Origin of the sequence: Psychrobacter sp. FME5 (assembly GCF_014861375.1) — a bacterium.
GTDB lineage: Bacteria > Pseudomonadota > Gammaproteobacteria > Pseudomonadales > Moraxellaceae > Psychrobacter.
Genome location: NZ_RRYX01000055.1, coordinates 1 through 19,458 on the forward strand (window position 1 = coordinate 1; position 19,458 = coordinate 19,458).

The window sequence follows — 19,458 nt, forward strand, 5'->3', positions numbered from 1 at the left end:
TCGCTCTCGCTTGCGCTTATATCTGGCTGAAATTATGAATGTTCAACACGCCCTAGTTAAAATACTTTAAAAACGCTACGGTACTGCTTCAAATTTCTTAGTTATTTTTTGATTGAAAGTTTATAACTTTGCCAAATTTTACCGTTTATAGGCTAATTGTTAAGTTTTATCGCTATTTTCTTAATTCTACTTGAATAATACAATGAGTAACTACATATTACCCCTGTAAGAAAGAATGTTTTGTCATGAAACTTCCCATTATTATAGCTTCCGGTTATGGCACTAAACGATGATAACTGCTCAAAACCTCATTATTCTTTATGAGTAATATGTTTAGCAACGCGGTATATAGCATTATATATAACAGCATTCAGCGATTGTAGTGTCGCAATAATGGTTTAGTAGCATCTGATGGATAGTATTTTGAGATATAACTCATGGGCTATCAAGTACGACGTTTTACTGAATTTTATTGCTGAACAATTGATATCATTAACCACTACTCTACTTTTACCCTTTACAGAGTGAGTCGTTGTTGATATTAGCGTAGTGAAAGTTGAACGACTATATTAGTATCGATATCTGTTAATACTAAATAGTAATGATGTTGCCCAACTGATCTATGGCTTTGTTTCATTAACTTATTCATGACCTTACCTATGTTTAATGCATAGTTGTTTTTGCAATAGCTCTATCTATCGTCGATGAAGGAATCATCTGATTTATATCCTTCGTATTATTGTGCGTCCAGAATTTGGTCAAAACACTTTAAATGAGACTTTTAAGAAATTTACATTGATACTCTTAAGTATTAAGTAAATACGCCGATAGATAGCCAATTGTAAAACTTACCACTAACGCTTATAAGCGTATGTTGGTGGCAGTATGATTAAACAAGATAATGCTGCACTTATTATTTAAAAGCGTAGTGTTATCTAAAATGTTACTCGTTGAGTGCTGTTTGATTATCAGCGCACTCACAGACATTTTACGGTAAGCAGGATGGCTAAAATCAGGAGACATCCATGCAGCGTATTACTTATCGTGTGAAAGTATCTGCGCAAGGGGCCAGACGTCGTATTTCTTATTTATTACGTCCATCTAAACGCCTACCAAACACTAAAAGTAACATCGTTTCATCCGTTACCCCCAATCCATCGGCTCGCTTTGCCAAAACCAAAAAGTTGGCACAAGTCTCTAGTATAGCCCTACTCTCATTACCTGCTGAGAGTTTGACGACCATGAGTGCGCAGGTGCCAGCCTATGATAATGTCATGCTGGAAAACACCTTGACCATCGCCGCTGTCCCAGGCGACAGCACTTATTTTGCGACTGATGGCTTCCAACATGGCTTCGGCTTTGATTTGGTACGTAGTTATGCCGACGAGTTGGGTGTCGATATCGACCTAAAAGCTTATGCGAATGAAGAAGCGGCGCTCAAAGCCTTAAGAGCAGGTAAAGCGGATATGGCGTTAACGACTGCCAGTACGCAGCTAAAGAGTAAGCTCAATCTATCATCTGTTAATGTTAGTTGTGGTTACGATGCCAGTTTGACCAAAAATGGCCTGCACCCAAAAGTTAGCTGGTCGTTCAACTCGCCCAATGATCCATTATCCCAAAAAGCCAGTTATTTTTTATGTGATAGCATCAAGCTCGAAAACACTCAAAAGCTTGCGGCTTTTTACAACCAAAGCTTATTAAAAGACGCTTACAGTCAGGACCACTTTCAAAAAACACTAACAGAAAAGCTGCCTGACTATCAATCGTCTTTTGAAGAGCAAGCGCGTAATTATAATCATGATTGGGAATTATTGGTGGCAATGGGTTATCAAGAATCCCATCTTGACGCCAATGCCGTCTCACCGACTGGTGTACGCGGACTAATGATGCTGACCAACAATACCGCTAAAGCGATGGGCGTCTCAAATCGCGTTGACCCGTATCAAAGTATCGGCGGCGGTGCGCGCTACCTAGAGCAAATGAAAGCGGATTTTTCTGATGTACCAAAGACTGATCGTATCTGGTTTGCGCTTGCGGGCTATAATATGGGGCCAAACGCGATAAAAGGGATTCAGCGCACATTACGAAATCGAGGTATTAATGATAAAAGCTGGGCCAACGTCTATGCCTATTTAGATAATAATAGAGCGTCTAATAGCCGTTATGGGCAAGCGATGCATTATGTTAGTAATATCAGAAGTTATCTTGAAACGATAAAAACTCAGACTGTCTAAGCAATACGTATTATTTAGATGTTTTAAACTAAAAAAGCTGCTCTACTATTAATAATAGTAGAGCAGCTTTTTTTGGTTAGAATTTTTTGAATGTACGGTTTGTCAAAAAATGATAGCGTATTTAAACAGTACTAAATCAACCATTATTAATTGCTAAGCGTCCGTTAGCGATTGGGCACGGTCAAACGCTGACCGCGCTGTAGCATGGTGTTTGCGGCAATATTATTCATCTCAGCCAACTCTTGCGTTGATACACCATACTTACGGGCTAAACCAATCAGACTATCACCCGACCCAACGGTATAGCTCACCGTTGGGTCGGGTACGTTGATAGTCTGCCCACGCTGCAACTGTGCATTGGTCGCCAAATCATTGGTCGCCGCCAAATCTGCTACTGAAACACCGAATTGACGTGCTAAGGCAATCAAACCATCGCCTGACTTAACTTTATAACGCTCAGTATTGCCCAGCTTTTTGCCGCTACTGCTCGCGGTAGTCGTATTGCTACTAGCCGCCGTAGTACTACTGCTTTGATTAGTATTACTAGCAGCAACCGCAACGCTACCACTGGCGGGAATAGTGATGGTGCGACCCAGTATCAGATTAGAATTGGTTTTTAGATTGTTTGCAGCTGCCAAGTCACTTAGACCAATATTATAACGTCTAGCCACAGCCGTTAAAGTATCCCCTGATTTTACTTTATAGCTGACTGTTTTATTGTTTAACTGGCGGTCTACCAACTCTTTAGACGCCGGTACTTTGATAGTTTGCCCACGTTGCAAACGAGCTTTAGCATTAAAATTGCTATTCACTGCAGCCAGCTCTGTTGGGCTAACACCCACACTACTAGCAATACCAATTAAGGTATCACCCGATTTAACTTTATAACTGGTCGTCGGTACTGAGCTTGAAGTACTGGTATTGCTTGCAGTGTTAGTGCTACTAGGCGCAGTGCTCGTAGAAGTAAAGTCGACATTGGCGGGTACTTTTAGCACCTGTCCAACGTACAACGAGTCTCTCGTACTGATACCATTAAGATTGGCTAACGTATTGGTGGGTATATTGAACTGACGCGCAAGGGCAATCAAGCCATCGCCTGCTTTTACTCTATAGTTTTTGGTGGCTGCACTCGATTTTTTTGGTTTGGTCGATGGCGCAGCAGGTGTCGACGCTGGCGCAGTCACTTTACCGGGTATCAACCATAGCTTTTGACCTCTAAGTAGGTCTGCACGGCTACTTAGATTATTATAAGTGGCTAGCTGGGTGACGGATAAACCAAAGCGATTCGCTGTCCCAATTAGCGTATCGCCACTTTTTACCACGTAGCTCTCTGGTTGGCTTGCCGCTGTATTACTCGCCGTACTCAATGGTTCGATGGTTTTTGCATCGTATAAGTACAAGGTACTGCCAGATAACAGCTTGGCACTGGCATCTATTTGGTTCCATTCTGCGATATCACGCCAGCTCACATCTGCACGACTGGCGATATTAGATAAAGTATCACCACGCTTTACCGTATAGGTTGTACGCGTGCCTTGTGGCTTCGGCTTACTGACTGGTGTTTTCGCAAAACTCAGCTTCTTCTCTTCACCACTGGCTTCCAAAATAGACTGCTGGGTTTGGACTGCTGATAGATTAATATTGCCATCCGCATTGACCACGTTGGTTTCAGGAGTGCTGATACGAATTTGATTGGCAATAAAATCGCGCTCTTCTTTACTTAGCGGTGGTTCTTGGACAATCGTATTGTTTTGTGTGATCGTAGCAGAAGTGGTCGGTAAACTATTACTGCTCTTTAGCTCATCATTGATTTTTTTCGTTTCAGCTGAGGTTAATGGTGGTTCCGTACGAGCTGACGTATTACTACTAGAAGCAGAGCTGCTCGATGATGATGAAGGAGAAATATAACTGGTTTTTTGCTGAGGGACACTAGCACTAGCAGCATATTCAGCCAGCTCACCACCAGTAGATGGCAGCGAAGAGCTCGTATATGGCTTACTATTATAACTTGGCGTGCTTGTGCTGCTTGGTGTACTCGTGCTACTCGATGCAAGCACGTTACCCATACCATTGCCCTTCAAGGCGCTTAGTTTAGAATCGGTATTCAGGCTCACATCATTAGGGATGATAATACGCTGTGGACCTGAAGAATCGACACGACCAGAGGTGAGCGCCGTATTCAATCTTTCTAGCTCATCATAAGTGACACCAGTGAGCTGTGCGACCTCAGATATGCTCACGCCATAATTCACTGGCACACTACGGAAATGCTGACGGTTAGCAATCGCTGGTAAATACACACCATACTGTTCAGGCTTGGCGACTATTTCGGCCACCGCCAAAAAGCGCGGTACGTAGTTCATGGTTTCAGTGGGCAATCTAAGTGACCAATAATCTGTTGGTAATCCACGAGCGGCATTGGCATCAATGGCTTTTTGTACACGGCCAGGGCCAGCATTATAAGCCGCTAATGCCAACTCCCAACTGCCGAACTGATTGTGCAGCGCGGTCAAAAAATCATAAGCAGCGCGTGTTGATTCAATGACATCACGGCGACCATCATACGTACTGCTTTGATTTAGACCATAAATTCGGCCAGTACTTGGAATAAACTGCCACAAGCCTGCCGCAGCGGCACTACTGGTCCCACTGGGATCGTAAGAACTCTCAATCACTGGTAATAAAGCAAGCTCCGTTGGAATATTGCGGCGCTCAGCCTCTCGTACCGTGTGGTAAATATAGCGACTGGCACGCGCAGTCAAACGGTTGAGATAGTCTTGTCGACTGGTAAACCAGCTTTTTTGGCCTTCGATACGCTGATTATACATCGGCTGACCGCCATTCATGCGATAACCTGCACGTAAGCGATTCCACAAATCACCATATTGCTGGATGACAAGCTTATTACCTTCGACCATTGTCATGTCAGTGGCTTCTAACAAATCTGCCAGTTCATCCAAGCTATCCGCATCCAAATATGCGGTTGAATAATCAGCGCTGCTGGTTGAGGTAGTGGCTTTGTTAGCAGAACTAGCAGGACGTTTGGTAATGACAGATGAGCTATTGGTCGCACCCTTGTTTTTTACCGTTGACGTATTGCTACAAGCACTGATAAGTAAAGTTGATACCGCAAGCGTCAATGGCAACGCAATAAATGAGCGAGAGTTTGATAGCACAGTAGACATGGTATGGGAGTTTTCCTAACGACAAGAAGTGATGAAATAAAGTTGCTTGATAGTATAGTATGCTATGTAACGTAAAAACCAGCCTAATAGAAAAAGATAATCATCTAAGAATATTTCTCATAAGCTGGATTCGTATTTAAATGACGAAGACTGACACTCAATAAAACCATGATGCCTATTAATATCAAAACTTAATAGTCAAAGATTTTAACGCCATCAAGCACGGACTAGGGCGTGTCAATGACTAATTAATCGCTACTTGTGATACCGCACGTAGTAGCACCGCATTACCCGTTGATAGTGTCAATGTTACTCTAGATGTGGTAACAAACGAGACTTCTTGACCGTCTTTTACCCAGCTCTCATTGGTGGTCACATTGGCTTTGGCCTGTGCGCCTGTAATGACGACATCATCTACAGAAATATTGTAACGATAGTTAGAGGTATTACTCCAGCTATCCTGAAGTAATCTAAGGTAGGCGTCTTTATCTAAACTGGTAGACTTGCCCTTTCTAGACAATGAAATCAATGCGTCATCGGACACCAAGCGTGATACTTGGTTGATACTTTGGCTATTCGCTGATGACTTCATTGCTGCTGCATAGTTTTGCACCAAAGCTTCGGTCATGGTTGCTGCTTGCGCGCTGATACTTACAGTACTTGCCACTGCGATAACTGCAGTGACGCTGGCGCTTCTCACCAATAGAGCCAACAGCCCTTTTTCCCATAATGCTTTCATGATAATCCTTAGCGATACTTTTTCGTGGTGGTCATATCTGATTATGATATGTGGTTGTCATATATTGACAGCTGATTTTTTTATGCCATTCAATGAGACAAGCTATATTTTCTTTTAAGTGCCTTAATTTTAAGTGCCCTAGTTGTAAGTGCCCTAATTGAATGCTCAACATGCCCTAACATTTTTTATATTTTTCTTTGTGCTCTTGATGGTTAGAGCTTTGTTTAAATACTTTGTCAAGAATGATGGCATACTTGTATCATAAAGTGAGCCTATCATTCAATTCTCACAGCTATGTGACACCCTGTGTAATTATTGCGAATGCTAAAACGCTAGGATGTGTTGAACATCAACCAAGCCCTAAGCTTCTGTATTACAATTTAGCATCATTACTATTATCTTCATGATGCTCATCATCACTGAGTTTCATACCCAAACGCTCTACCCGTCTGTCCATCATTTGTCGTGCCAATGCTTGCATATCTTCCACGCGGTCAATTTCATCCACAATTTCAAGACCTAATAAAGTTTCAAACACATCTTCTAAAGTAACCAGTCCTTTGACTTCGCCATACTCACCCACAGTAATAGCAATATGAATACGGTTTTTTAGCATAAATTCTAGCAAATCAAAGAGTTTCATCTTTGAAAATACAAAGGTAATCTCTCGTTTGAACTGCGTTAATGGTTTATGCACCGCGTGATTAACTTTTGCCAATAGCATATCGGTTTTTAATACAAAACCAGTAATATTATCCAAGTCACCATCATAAATCGGCAATCGTGAAAACGTCAGTTTTGGGCGGTCAACCAACAACTCAGCAACGGTTTTATTTTCTTCAAACGATAGCATCACTGAACGCGGGGTCATGATATCTTCGACTTTGATGGCACCAAACGCCAACAAGTTACGAATGATGCGCGACTCTAATGGGTCGATTTGTCCTGACTCTTCACCGATACTAGCAAGCGCGGCAAACTCACGACGGCTAAATGTCTGGGGCTCTTTGCCACGCACAAGCAGTTTGGTCAGTCGCTCTGAGAACCAAATGAGCGGGTAAAGCAATAGGATAATACCTCGAACAAAGTGAGCCACGACGCCGCTCAATTGGCGCCAATACAAAGTACCCAGTGTCTTTGGAATGATTTCAGATAAAAACAGAATCGCCAAGGTCATAATCGCAGAAAACAACCCAAACCAAGCACTGCCAAACACAATCGTGGCCTGAGCACCAGCACCAATAGATCCTAGCGTATGCGCCACGGTATTTAAGGTCAAAATAGCCGCCAACGATTGATCGATATTATCAACCTTTAGCTTTCTTAGCATATTTGCTTTTTTGGGATTGCTCTCTTGCACATCAGCGATATAAGACGGCGTCATACTGAGTAGTGAAGACTCTGCTAAGGAGCAGACAAACGAGATACCAATGGCCACAACCACAAAAAATATGAGCAGTAGGACACTGGCCGCTGTTGGCCCTGCTAAAGTATCAGCAGCAAAGGCCGGATAAGGCAGTAGCATCATGGCTATCGCAATGAACGTCGATAGCCTCGAGACTGATTTAGTACGATTCAACCGCCTCAGATAGCGTGTCGTCGGAGGAGGTTTGGCCGACGCTTCTTTAGGAGCGCGCGGCCGGCATAAACGAGGTACAAACATAAAAGTGATGAACAAGTTAGGTAACCTAAACAGAGAAGAGAAAAAACAATAGTAGCTCGATTAGCAAGCGGCTAAAGCGGCAATAAATAATGGATAAAAACCAATTTAGTTATTCATATTAGGCGTTATTATACCTCAATAAATAGCATGCTAAATACAGGTTGTTATTGCCATTTGATAGTAGCATTGATGGTGCTATTTCACAATAATTCACTATTTTTAAGTTTTAATTTTTTGATATCCTTCTATATTCGTAGTGCATTAACATCGCTAATTTGCGGCGACAAAAATTATATTACAATAATTATGAGTGGCTTGTGGGCTGTTAGCTTAAGAAAAACATACCCAGCCTATGATTAACAGTTACCAAGTCTGGGAATTTTTGTTACTATGCGTTTAATTTTATTATTATCCATGACTTATTGAGAGAAATTATGTTCTTATTTATCCAAGCTGCTCATGCTGCACCAGAAGCTGCCGGCGCTGCATCATTATTCGGTCAAATCCTACTGCCTGTTGCCTTTTTTGCGATTTTTTACTTCTTGGTGATTCGCCCACAATCTAAACGCACCAAAGAACATCGTGCTATGGTCAATGCATTGACTGTTGGTAGTGAGATCATCTTTGCTGGTGGTTTGATGGGTCGTATCAAAGGTCTAGAAGGTGATTATGCGATTGTTAGCCTAAATAACAACACGGATGTAAAAGTACAGCGTGCTTCTGTTATCTCAGTACTGCCTGCTGGCACTATCGAAAGCGTTTAATGACTCGTTAGAAGATTAATAGCATTTTATTGATGGTTATTAATCTTTATATCATTAATAAATATAGTGATTAAAAATGACCGTCTATTATTTACGGTCATTTTTCCCTATAAAATAGTGATGCAAAGCAGCCTCATAGATGACAATAGTCTATGTTTATTGGTTTAACTATACGGTTCTTATGAGTCTTATCAGTGATATTTTTGATGACTATATAAGGGTGTGTCTGTATTATTTGATTTACTATTTTACGCTTTACTATCATCGCGGATGATCGCAATGGTGCATGATGACGATGCCAAATACGGCGCTCTACCATTGCTATCGCTAACTTCCCATCTGCTAACTTGTGGCCTACGTCGCCAGTCGTTTATCAACCTAAAGAAGTGATTATGCAATATCCCGCTTGGAAATACTTAATTATTACCGTCGTGCTAATCATTGCCGGTCTATATGCTGCCCCTAACCTCTACCCTGACGAACCTGCGGTGCAGATTACTAGTGCCGCTGCAGGCACGCAATTGTCCGAAGGCATCTTGACCCAGTCTCAAAGCTTGCTAGAAGAGGCTGGACTGAATAACCATGATGGTACATTTGAGGGTAACAGTGCGCTGGTACGTCTTAATAACCCAGTCGACCAGCTAAAAGCCCGAGAAGTGCTGCGTCAAAATCTGGGCGAAGATTATGTGGTTGCGCTTAACCTAGCACAGACGACACCACAGTGGCTACGTGATATCGGCGCAAAACCGATGAAACTGGGTCTCGATTTACGCGGTGGTGTCCGTTTTGTACTAGAAGTCGATATGGACAAGGCGCTTGAACAGCGTTTGACCAGTGCCAGTCGCGACATGCGTCGTGAGCTACGTGCTGAGAAAGTGGCGATCAAAGGTATTAAAACTGAAGATCGAAGCGTATTGCTGCATTTCGCTGATACAGACGCTCGTAATCGTGCACAAAATATTTTGCAAGGCTCAATGGGCACCACCTTTAGCGTGCAGTCTTCTATTGATGAGCGAGGTCCTGCACTAATCTTAGCTTATAACGATGCGACTTTAGACGAAATCAATAGCTATGCGGTCAATCAAAACCTGACTACTTTGCGTAACCGTATTGCTGAGCTTGGCGTTACCGAAGCTTTGGTGCAATCACAAGGTGCCAGCCGTATCGTCGTAGAACTGCCTGGGGTACAAGATACCGCTGAGGCCAAACGTGTCTTAGGACGTACAGCAAACCTTGAGTTCCGCATGGTCGCTGAAGACAGCGAAAACTATATGGGCGGCATCCCTCCAGCGGGTACTGAAGCTTTCCCATTTGAGACACTTGATGGTCCACCTGTACTACTAAACCGCCAAGCGATTGTCACTGGTGATAAAGTCACTAATGCACAAACTGGCATTGATGAAAGCGGCTCTCCTGAAGTCAGTATTACGCTAGATAGTGCTGGTGGTAAGCTGATGCAAAATGCCACCCGTACAGCGGTTGGCAAACAGATGGCTGTATTGTTCATCGAAAATAAACAAAGAATTACTTACGAAGAAAACTCAGAAACTGGCGAGACTGAAGAAATACGAACGCCTTATGCTGAAACCAAAGTCATCAACCGCGCTAACATTCAAGCGGTATTGGGTTCGTCTTTCCGTATTACTGGCCTAGATAGTAGTGCTGAAGCAGCCGAGCTTGCGCTATTACTACGCTCGGGTGCGCTTGCCGCCCCGATGTACTTTGTAGAAGAACGCACCATTGGCCCATCATTGGGTCAAGACAATATTGAGAAAGGCCTATTCTCGACTCAAGTCGGTTACTTATTAGTCTTTGCGTTTATGATTATCTTCTATCGTCTGTTTGGTGTCATCGCTAACGTGGCGCTAGCAGTGAACGTGATTATTATCATTGCTATTATGTCAATTTTAGGCTCATCGCTTACTTTACCTGGTATTGCTGGTATCGTCCTGACCATCGGTATGGCCGTCGATGCCAACGTGCTGATCTTTGAGCGAATACGTGAGGAGCTGGCAAACGGGGTACGGCCAAAATCTGCCATCGTGGCAGGTTTCGACCGAGCCTTTAGTAGTATTTTCGATGCCAACATCACCACGCTATTGGTCGCATTTATTCTATTTGCGATTGGTACTGGTCCGATTAAAGGCTTTGCGGTTACGCTAGCTATTGGTATTGTTAGCTCGCTATTTACCGCAATTTTGGTCACACGTGCGCTGGTACAAATTGCTTATGGTAAGCGTAAATCTATCAAACGTCTGAGCATCGGTTAGGAGAACATTATGGCGATCGATAAGAATAATCCTCTAGAACAGCAGAACACTCCAGATCGAAATGGTTCAGGTGGCTCAAACAGTGATGCAAATAACGCAAACACGCGCCGCCGTAAAAAACCACGCCGCGATGGCAAAGGCAGTAACACCCAAACCAATAACCCTACCACAGCTAAATCCAGTAGAAGTAAATCTCGCCGTGGTGGTAAAGGCAGCGGGAAAGCGGCTGATCAAAAGCATCAAGCTCTGGCCACTCAAAACCCTAACACGGCTACTGACCCGAACCTAGAAACAGGTGATGCCGCTGATGATGCCGCAGCAATGGCCGAAGGTGGTATCAAAGCCATTGGTAACCAGCGTATTATTCCGTTTATGAAGATAGAAAAGCCAATGGCGATTTTATCTATATTATTGGTCATTGGTAGTATCATTGCTATCGCCGTAAATGGTTTGAACTTTGGGCTTGATTTCACAGGCGGTGTTTCTGCAGATGTGCGTTATGAACAACCTGTTGAGCAAAACGAAGTCGTGCTAGCACTTGCTGACAATGGCTTTGATGACGCCGTGGTACAGTATCTAGGTACCCGAGAAGAACTGCTCGTACGCTTGCCCCCTCAATCTGATAACGTTGATGGGCTAAGTAACAGTCTCAGTGACGCATTAGCATTGCCTAATAATACTGCTGATATCAGCAACGTTAATATCATTGGTAGCCAAGTTGGTAACGAAGTTTATTTAAACTCCGTCATGGCGTTGGCCTTAGCGCTAGCCTGTATGCTTGGTTATGTAGCATTGCGCTTTCAGTTCAAGCTAGCACTTGGCGCGGTACTGTCGTTATTTCATGATGCGGTTGTGACCATTGGTGTCTTTGCTTTATTTGGCTTTCCATTTGATTTGACGGTATTGGCCGCGGTATTGGCTTTGATTGGTTATTCACTGAACGATACTATTGTTGTTTATGACCGTATCCGTGAAAACTTCCGCCGCGTCCGTGGCATTACGCCGCGCCAGACCATTGACTTATCCTTAACCGAGACGCTACGCCGTACGATCATGACCATCTCGACTGTTTTATTGGTCGTGCTGGCGATGATGTTCTTAGGTGGTGATGGGCTATACTGGTTCTCAGTCGCACTCTTTATCGGTCTATTAGCGGGTACTTACTCATCAACGTATATTGCCAGCTCGATTCCATTACGTATGGGTCTATCACGTGATGATTTTATTGTAAAAGTAAAACCAGAGTTTGAAGAAGAAATCGTTACTTTTAATGATCCAAAAATGTTTGAACAAGACAATGTTTAGGTGGTATTTAGACGTTGTTTAAATGATGCTTAGATCAAAAAAACGCTGAATTAAGACCACGTTTAACCAGTCTTATTTATGCTGATTTTAGCTTATAATGAGCTAGGATAGTGTTCGAACAAACGTAAATAAAAGCACCTGACTCATGAATAGTGAGTCTAGGTGCTTTTGTCTTTGTAGCTGTTTGAGGATCCGCCCTAGCCTTAAACATCAAACATGCTACGCTGATGTCGTAGTATTAAACAACAAACTGCCCCCACCTTGTTCTTTAAATATAAACGAGCCAAAAATGACTGTTGCCACACCACCATCCAATGCGATGCCACCGATTGATACTCGTTATACGCGTATCATCGCTATAGCTTTGCCAGTGTTATTGGCCAATCTTGCCATGCCGCTACAAAGTGTTATCGATACGGCGATTGTGGGGAACATGAATGATACTGCCAAACTGGCAGGTATGGGCTTGGCAATACAGTTACTGTCTTTACTGCTCGTCAGTTTTAACTTTTTACAGTATGCTTCATCTGGACTGTCGGCTCAAGCGCTTGGACAACTGGCCAATCACGCTGATGACTCTGCCAGTAATACAACAAAACCATCAAATCCACTGCCATCACCCCTACTGTCTATTTTGCAGCGCGCCTTATTACTGGCATTTGGTATTGGTGCTATTTTACTATTAGCAAAACCTTGGTTGATTGACTTCGGTTTGCAAGCCTTGTCAGCCAACCCCAATAGTGGGCAAGCGGCAAAAACTTACTTGGATGTGCGCTTTTGGGGGGTCATCGCTGAACTGATGAACTTTGCCTTCATTGGCTGGTTTGCCGGCCAAGGCAAAACACGCTACATGCTTTATCAGCAAGGTTTTATCGCCATACTCAATATCATACTCACCTTATTTTTTGTTTTCGGTCTAAATATGGGCTTAGTAGGCGTAGCGTTGGGCACTGCTATTGCTTTTTGGTTAGGTGTTTTATTGGCATTATGGCTAAGTCGTCGACATCTACAAATATCTTGGGCAGCATTATTTCAGGCCGATCGACAGCATTTCACCAAAAATAAAATGCTTAGGCTATTTTCACTGAATAAAGATATTTTTATTCGTACGCTTATCTTAACGCTGAGCTTTGCTTGGATTACTCGCCTTTCTGCCCAAAGCGGCGACGTCATACTGGCCGCCAATGCTATTTTATTACAAGTATTAAGTATCTCAGCCTTTGCCCTTGATGGCGTTGCAGTATCTGCTGAGACTTTAAGCGGTCAAGCCGCAGGGCGACGCGATTGGGTACGCTTTCGTATTATCGTAAAACGTACGGGCGTGGTCAGTTATGGGCTGGCGTTAATGCTAAGTGCGATATGGTGGCTTGGGATGCCAACTTATTTACAATTTATGACCAATATTGACTCCGTCTTTACTCTCGCTTATGACTATCATTTGTATGCAGTATTGCTACCACTCGTTGGTGTTGGCGCGTATTGGCTGGACGGTATATTTTTTGGCTTAACAGCGGGCAGTGTGATTCGTAATGCGGCCCTGATACTAGCGGTCATATTTTTCCCATTGAGCTGGATGCTTTACCAGCAATGGGATATGACGGGAATATGGCTCAGCGTATGGTGTTTATTATTATTAAGACTCATTATCCTAGGCGGTTTTTTATATCATGCTCATCAAACAGGCAGTTATGAAAAGCTACAGCCTGAACATTAATACTGTTTAATCTCACAAGCTTTAAAATAAGAAAGTAAATAATCAACGAATAATGTTAGCAAGAAAAATTAGGATGTCATGTGACTACTCGTTCGAATGAATTAAATCACCAGCCCGATATGAGCTACCATTGGATGGAAGGTTTTAAAAAAAGCCTACCAGTCGCCATGGGATATTTGCCTGCGGGTATTGCTTTTGGTGTGCTAGCACAAGTGGCTGGTATTCCGGTATGGGCCACGATTATGCTTAGTATTGTGCTATATGCTGGTGCAGCTCAATACGCTTGTTTGCCGATGCTGAGTGCTGGTTTACCAGTTGGTAATATAGCCACTAATATTGCTGCCATTAATTTGCGCCATGTGTTTTATGGCATGCCATTGTTACAATACCTGCCAAAACAAAAGCTGGCCAAAACTTATTGTCTCTTCGCGCTGACTGATGAGACGTTTTCCGTCATGACCAGCCTACCTAACGAGTCACGCCAAGCACTGATACTGCCTATTAGTCTATTTAATCAAAGCTGGTGGGTATTAGCGAGTGCGATTGGCGTCTTTATCGGCAGCGCGCTCAGTGATTTGGTACCGCACTTAGATTTTGCCTTGGTTTGTCTGTTTGCTATTTTGGCTTATGAGCAATTTCAAAGCATCAAGCGTTATTTCCCGATTGGCATTGCGGTAATTTCTTTAATTGTGGCTTCCTTCTTTACTAGCAACTGGTTATTATTGGTGGCGATTACTATTTGTATGTTGTTGATTTTAGCTCGTGGGTTTTGGATACAGCGTGATATGACGGGAGCAAATAATGACCAGTAGTTATCTAATTTTTGCCACTTTCGCCATGGCAGCCGTGACCTTTGTTACACGCGCCCTCCCTGCTTTAATACCAAAAAAACTGTTGGACACGCCTTGGCTGCATCGACTAAATGAAAGTTTGCCGCTATCCGTGATGGTATTGCTTATTTTAACCAGCCTCTCCTATCAAGAGCTGTCCGTAACCACTGGCCTAAATAGCGCAGAGTTACACTTACTACTGGCACAAATTGGTGCGCTTATTTTGGTGTTATTGATTTATCATATTAGTCGTCAGTTATTGGTCAGTATGGTTGTGGGTATTGCTGCAATTAATGGTTTTCTTTGGTTATTTGATACCTTGTTCATTTAAAATAGCCTTGGCAAAACTGCATATCTAGATATAAAAAGGCTGGATTCTAGTAAGAATCCAGCCTTTTTTTTCTAAGAATGCTATATGAAATTGGCGAAGTTAGGAGTCAGACTCTCTAAAGCTCTTCGACACCCATCATATCCACTGGGGTATCAGCAACGATTTGTACGCCTTTTTTACCTGTTTTAGCAGTATCATTGCGCTGCTCTTGTAGATGCTCAAGATAAGCCTCATTGATTTGACCAGTGACATAACAGCCATTGAATACCGCACAATCAAAGCCTTCAACCTTGCTATACTTAGTATCTTTTACCGCATCAATCAAGTCATCTAAATCCTGGAAAATCAAACGATCCGCACCGATGATATCGCGCACTTCTTCTACCGTATGACCTGAGGCAATGAGCTCACTACGTACCGGCATATCAATACCATAAACGTTTGGATATTTGACTGGTGGCGCAGCACTAGCAAAGAATACCTTATTAGCCCCAGCATCACGCGCCATTTGAATAATTTCGTGACACGTCGTACCACGGACGATAGAATCGTCAACCAGTAGCACGTTTTTATCTTTGAACTCTAGCGGTACGGCACTGAGCTTTTGACGAACTGATTTTTTGCGTTGCTGCTGACCTGGCATGATAAAGGTACGACCGATATAACGGTTTTTCATAAACCCTTCACGGTATTTGATATTCATCTTCAGCGCCAGCTCCATCGCTGAAGTACGCGAGGTATCAGGAATAGGAATGACCACATCGATATCGTGATCTTCACCCCATTCTGCAAGGATTTTATCCGCCAGTTTTTCACCCATGCGCAAGCGTGATTTATAAACAGAAATGTTGTCCATAATCGAATCTGGACGAGCAAAATACACATACTCAAAAATACAAGGGGTGTACTCTTGCTGCTCTACACACTGATAGGTATGTAGATTATGGTCTAAATCAATGAAAATAGCTTCACCAGGCTTCACATCACGGATGATACTAAATCCTGAACCTGTCAAAGCAACTGACTCTGAAGCTACCATATACTCTGTGCCACCATTGGCAGCCAAGCGCTCACCAAATATCAGTGGGCGAATGCCATTAGGATCACGAAACGCGAGCAAACCATGACCCGTTATCAAAGCCACGACGCCATAAGCGCCTTCGCAGCGGCTATAAACCGCTTTTACGGCTTCAAAAATGTCATCCGCCGTTGGATTGGTTTTGCCCAAATTCTGCATTTCATGTGCTAGTACGTTTAGTAGTACTTCAGAATCTGAATCCGTATTGAGGTGGCGACGGTCTTCAATATACAATTCTTTGGCCAAACTCTCAGCATTGGTCAAGTTACCGTTGTGCGCCAGCGTAATGCCATAAGGTGAATTGACATAAAATGGCTGTGCCTCGGCGCTACTGGAACTACCCGCTGTTGGGTAACGCACATGACCGATGCCGAATTTTCCAACCAGTTTCATCATATGACGATTCATAAAAACGTCACGCACCATGCCATTTTCTTTACGCAGATAGAGTCGTCCATCCTGCAAAGTTACAATACCTGCTGCATCCTGCCCGCGATGCTGTAACATCGTTAAAGCATCATAAAGAATTTGATTAACTGGCTCATGAGCTGCAACCCCGACGACTCCACACATAGTTATATCCTGTTTTTACCCATACATTAGTACTACAATAACGGCAAATTTTTGACAGCACACTATTAAAAATAACAGCTGTCACTCACCGCCGACCTGATGATACTTGTTCAGATTTTAACGAAAATTTATTTTTTAAATTGCCAGTTATACGGGCCATCATTGATTTTTCAATGATTTTTTGAGTGTCCCGTTTGCGCCCTAGCTGTTATACAAGCCAGAACCCTAAAAAAGAAGTTATAGAGATTACGAGTTATAGATATAATAAGAAACTCAGCATTGAAATATGAAAATTTGACTGTTTATGACTGATTGACCTGATCCCAAGCCAGCCCTAGCACATCTGAGACTAGTGCCTTACCCATCGGTGCATAAGGTAGCAATTCAGGCGCGAGCACTGAAGTTTGCCATTGCGGCATTTGTACCAAGAATGGCGCACTAACGCTAAGAACCACCAAAACCATCAGTACATTTTTGGCTGCACCTAGGACACCGCCTGCCATTTTGTCAACGACACCCAAGCGCAAGGTTTTGAGTACTCCTGAGAATACAAATGCCACTAAGTGCATGATAGCCAATATAACAATCACGACTAATAAAAAAGCCATCGCCATTTGTAATACAGGGTTTTGAACGACACCTGATAATTGAGGTGAGATTGTACCTGCCAATCGAGTAGCGGCGATAAGCGCAATAAACCAACCTACCAAGCCAACCGCTGTTTTGATTAATCCGACTTGAAAGCCGCGCCATAATCCAATCAAGACAACAATAGCAATCACAATATCCAGACCACTCATGTTTTATGCCTCATCGCTCTACTCATTATTCCTGGATAACTATTGATTAGTTTTCCATCGCATCGTAATAGCCACCGATAGCCTGAATACAAGACTGTACCAGCCCAGGACCGCGATAAATGAGACCCGTATATAGCTGTATCATATCTGCGCCTGCTTCAATTTTTTTAATGGCTTTAGCACTACTATCAATACCACCAACGCCTATCAAAGCTACTTTACCATCCAGTTGATCAGAGAATTGTTGTAAAATTTGAGTGCTAATGTGGCTGACGGGTCGACCAGATAAACCACCTGCTTGATCGCCATCTTTCAAGTCTTCAACACCAACACGGCCCAAAGTGGTATTGGTCGCAATGAGGCCATCAATTTCAAAATCCAATAGTTGCTGTGAGATATAATCGACTTGTAGCGGCTCTAAATCAGGCGCAACTTTTAGCACCAATGGCACATAAAAACCATATTCGGTCGCTAATTGACTGTGACGATTTTTAATCGTATGCAACAGCTGAGTCAACGCTTCACCACTCTGTAAATCACGTAAATTTTTGGTATTTGGCGAGGATATATTCACAGTAATATACGAGGCATGTGGATAGGCGCGCTCTAAACAATAAACATAATCGTCAGCGGCCTGCTCTACTGGTGTATCGGCATTTTTACCGATATTAATCCCAATATTGCCTTTGTATTTGCAGCGTTTGACATTTTCAACCAGATAATCAATCCCTTGGTTATTAAACCCCATACGATTGATAATGGCATCTGCTTGTTTGATTCTAAACAGTCTGGGCTTATCATTACCTACTTGTGGTCTTGGCGTGACCGTACCTACTTCTATGAAGCCAAAGCCCAGCTCCGCAAGCGCATCAATATAGTCACCATTTTTATCCAACCCTGCTGCTAGGCCGACTGGGTTGGTAAATTGCAGCCCCATACAGTCTGTTGGCTGCATCGACTGACCATATACCAAGCCTAAAGCACGCGCTTTATGCGCTTTGTCCAATAAAGACAAAGTCATTTCATGGGCGTGTTCGGGATCCATCTTAAACAAAAAAGGACGAAGTAAGGCATAAGACATAGTAATGACAGACCCTGCTCAAAAGAGATAATGAATAAAAAGTGCGAATGAAATCAAGCGCAGCGATTATATCAGCTTAACAGAAACAAGAGCAAAGTTTCATGCGCTAAATTTTTATATTAAAACGCTCATAAATGCGTGCGCTTATCAACTAAGCCATATAGTCATTCGCCGTTCATTTCAAGAGATAAGACTGCTGTATCATGAACCTCTAATAACCTCTATACACCCTCTAAGGGACAGGACGTCCATCAGTCAAAGCTATCCAACCTCGGATCATACGATACAGATGCCAAATAAAAGTAAAGGCGATAATGAATAGACCAAGCCCAGCCAATAGCAATGAACCAATGGCGATATTCCCACTATCGGCAAACATACTGACCCCGAAACCACCTAAAGCAAAAGTTATGATAATAATACCAACAACGAACCAAACGATACCGTACCAAAAAGTCTTAATCTGCCAGTCAAAATGCGTGGCTAGCCATGAGCCATCAGCATCATGCCGCTTGGCATAATTCATGATAATCGGTACTATCCATAATAGACCAGCGGTAAAATAGCTAATCACATACAAAAAGTAAGTGATGTGATTATAAGTGATCAAGGAACGGCGCTTGCCATTGTTCATATTATCATTCATGTTGTCGCTCATTATATTACGTTGTCCTTGCTGAGTAATCGCATAATCAGACCTCTCATAATCAAATACTGTCCCAATAGTCTCACGCTCATTGTCATAATTTTTAGGAATTTTAATCTGTTGACTCACACGCTCATCAGGTTTGCGGTTAGCAGAGTTACTCATCGTAAACATCACTATTTGGCAGTGATTATTGACATACTCCCGCCACTTTCGACAAGCTCAAGCGGGGGATTCTAAAAGCA

14 protein-coding genes are annotated in these 19,458 nt (G+C 42.8%); 7 read left to right on the top strand and 7 right to left on the bottom strand.

Translation table 11 applies throughout. From position 1 onward, the window contains the following. Positions 1 to 1,025: 1,025 nt before the first annotated feature. Positions 1,026 to 2,234, top strand: coding sequence for a transglycosylase SLT domain-containing protein (locus tag EI161_RS08605; protein WP_192524653.1), 1,209 nt, complete (start codon positions 1,026 to 1,028; stop codon positions 2,232 to 2,234). A gap of 164 nt (positions 2,235 to 2,398) precedes the next feature. Here EI161_RS08605 and EI161_RS08610 read toward each other — a convergent pair whose 3' ends face one another. The 3 genes from EI161_RS08610 to EI161_RS08620 all read right to left on the bottom strand — a co-directional run bounded on the left by EI161_RS08610 (position 2,399) and on the right by EI161_RS08620 (position 7,821). Beyond that, entirely contained in the window at positions 2,399 to 5,419 is a 3,021-nt protein-coding gene (locus tag EI161_RS08610; RefSeq protein ID WP_192529434.1) for a LysM peptidoglycan-binding domain-containing protein, read from the bottom strand. A gap of 244 nt (positions 5,420 to 5,663) precedes the next feature. Continuing rightward, on the bottom strand, positions 5,664 to 6,158 hold the full coding sequence (locus EI161_RS08615) for a hypothetical protein (RefSeq protein WP_192524655.1): 495 nt from the start codon (positions 6,156 to 6,158) through the stop codon (positions 5,664 to 5,666). A 373-nt stretch (positions 6,159 to 6,531) separates the two neighbouring features. Beyond that, positions 6,532 to 7,821 (bottom strand): CNNM domain-containing protein, encoded by a 1,290-nt coding sequence (locus EI161_RS08620; protein ID WP_192524656.1) that lies wholly within the window; start codon positions 7,819 to 7,821, stop codon positions 6,532 to 6,534. Positions 7,822 to 8,255: 434 nt separating this feature from the next. Here EI161_RS08620 and yajC point away from each other — a divergent pair, with 434 nt between their 5' ends. The 6 genes from yajC to EI161_RS08650 all read left to right on the top strand — a co-directional run bounded on the left by yajC (position 8,256) and on the right by EI161_RS08650 (position 15,035). Further along, positions 8,256 to 8,585, top strand: coding sequence for a preprotein translocase subunit YajC (gene yajC, locus EI161_RS08625; RefSeq protein ID WP_192523743.1), 330 nt, complete (start codon positions 8,256 to 8,258; stop codon positions 8,583 to 8,585). Positions 8,586 to 8,977: 392 nt separating this feature from the next. Continuing rightward, positions 8,978 to 10,855 (top strand): protein translocase subunit SecD, encoded by a 1,878-nt coding sequence (gene secD, locus EI161_RS08630; RefSeq protein ID WP_192523742.1) that lies wholly within the window; start codon positions 8,978 to 8,980, stop codon positions 10,853 to 10,855. A 9-nt stretch (positions 10,856 to 10,864) separates the two neighbouring features. Next, positions 10,865 to 12,160, top strand: a complete 1,296-nt coding sequence (gene secF, locus EI161_RS08635) for a protein translocase subunit SecF (RefSeq protein ID WP_192523741.1) — start codon at positions 10,865 to 10,867, stop codon at positions 12,158 to 12,160. Positions 12,161 to 12,449: 289 nt separating this feature from the next. After that, positions 12,450 to 13,874 (top strand): MATE family efflux transporter, encoded by a 1,425-nt coding sequence (locus EI161_RS08640; protein WP_192523740.1) that lies wholly within the window; start codon positions 12,450 to 12,452, stop codon positions 13,872 to 13,874. 80 nt (positions 13,875 to 13,954) lie between these two features. Further along, a complete protein-coding gene (locus tag EI161_RS08645; protein WP_413038382.1) occupies positions 13,955 to 14,686 on the top strand; it encodes an AzlC family ABC transporter permease in 732 nt (243 codons plus the stop codon). Next, positions 14,676 to 15,035 carry an AzlD domain-containing protein gene (locus EI161_RS08650; protein WP_192523739.1) on the top strand — a complete coding sequence of 120 codons (360 nt, stop codon included), beginning with the start codon at positions 14,676 to 14,678 and terminating at the stop codon, positions 15,033 to 15,035. Before EI161_RS08645 ends, EI161_RS08650 begins: the two co-directional genes overlap by 11 nt. Before the next feature lie 115 nt (positions 15,036 to 15,150). Here EI161_RS08650 and purF read toward each other — a convergent pair whose 3' ends face one another. The 4 genes from purF to EI161_RS08670 form a co-directional block, all read right to left on the bottom strand. After that, a complete protein-coding gene (purF, locus tag EI161_RS08655; protein ID WP_192523738.1) occupies positions 15,151 to 16,686 on the bottom strand; it encodes an amidophosphoribosyltransferase in 1,536 nt (511 codons plus the stop codon). Between the two features lie 302 nt (positions 16,687 to 16,988). Next, the gene (locus EI161_RS08660) at positions 16,989 to 17,486 is read right to left on the bottom strand and encodes a CvpA family protein (protein WP_192523737.1); all 498 of its coding nucleotides are present in this window, start codon (positions 17,484 to 17,486) and stop codon (positions 16,989 to 16,991) included. 46 nt (positions 17,487 to 17,532) lie between these two features. Continuing rightward, entirely contained in the window at positions 17,533 to 18,567 is a 1,035-nt protein-coding gene (locus EI161_RS08665; protein ID WP_192523736.1) for a quinone-dependent dihydroorotate dehydrogenase, read from the bottom strand. Positions 18,568 to 18,799: 232 nt separating this feature from the next. After that, the gene (locus tag EI161_RS08670; protein WP_225735302.1) at positions 18,800 to 19,378 is read right to left on the bottom strand and encodes a DUF4870 family protein; all 579 of its coding nucleotides are present in this window, start codon (positions 19,376 to 19,378) and stop codon (positions 18,800 to 18,802) included. Between the last annotated feature and the right edge of the window lie 80 nt (positions 19,379 to 19,458).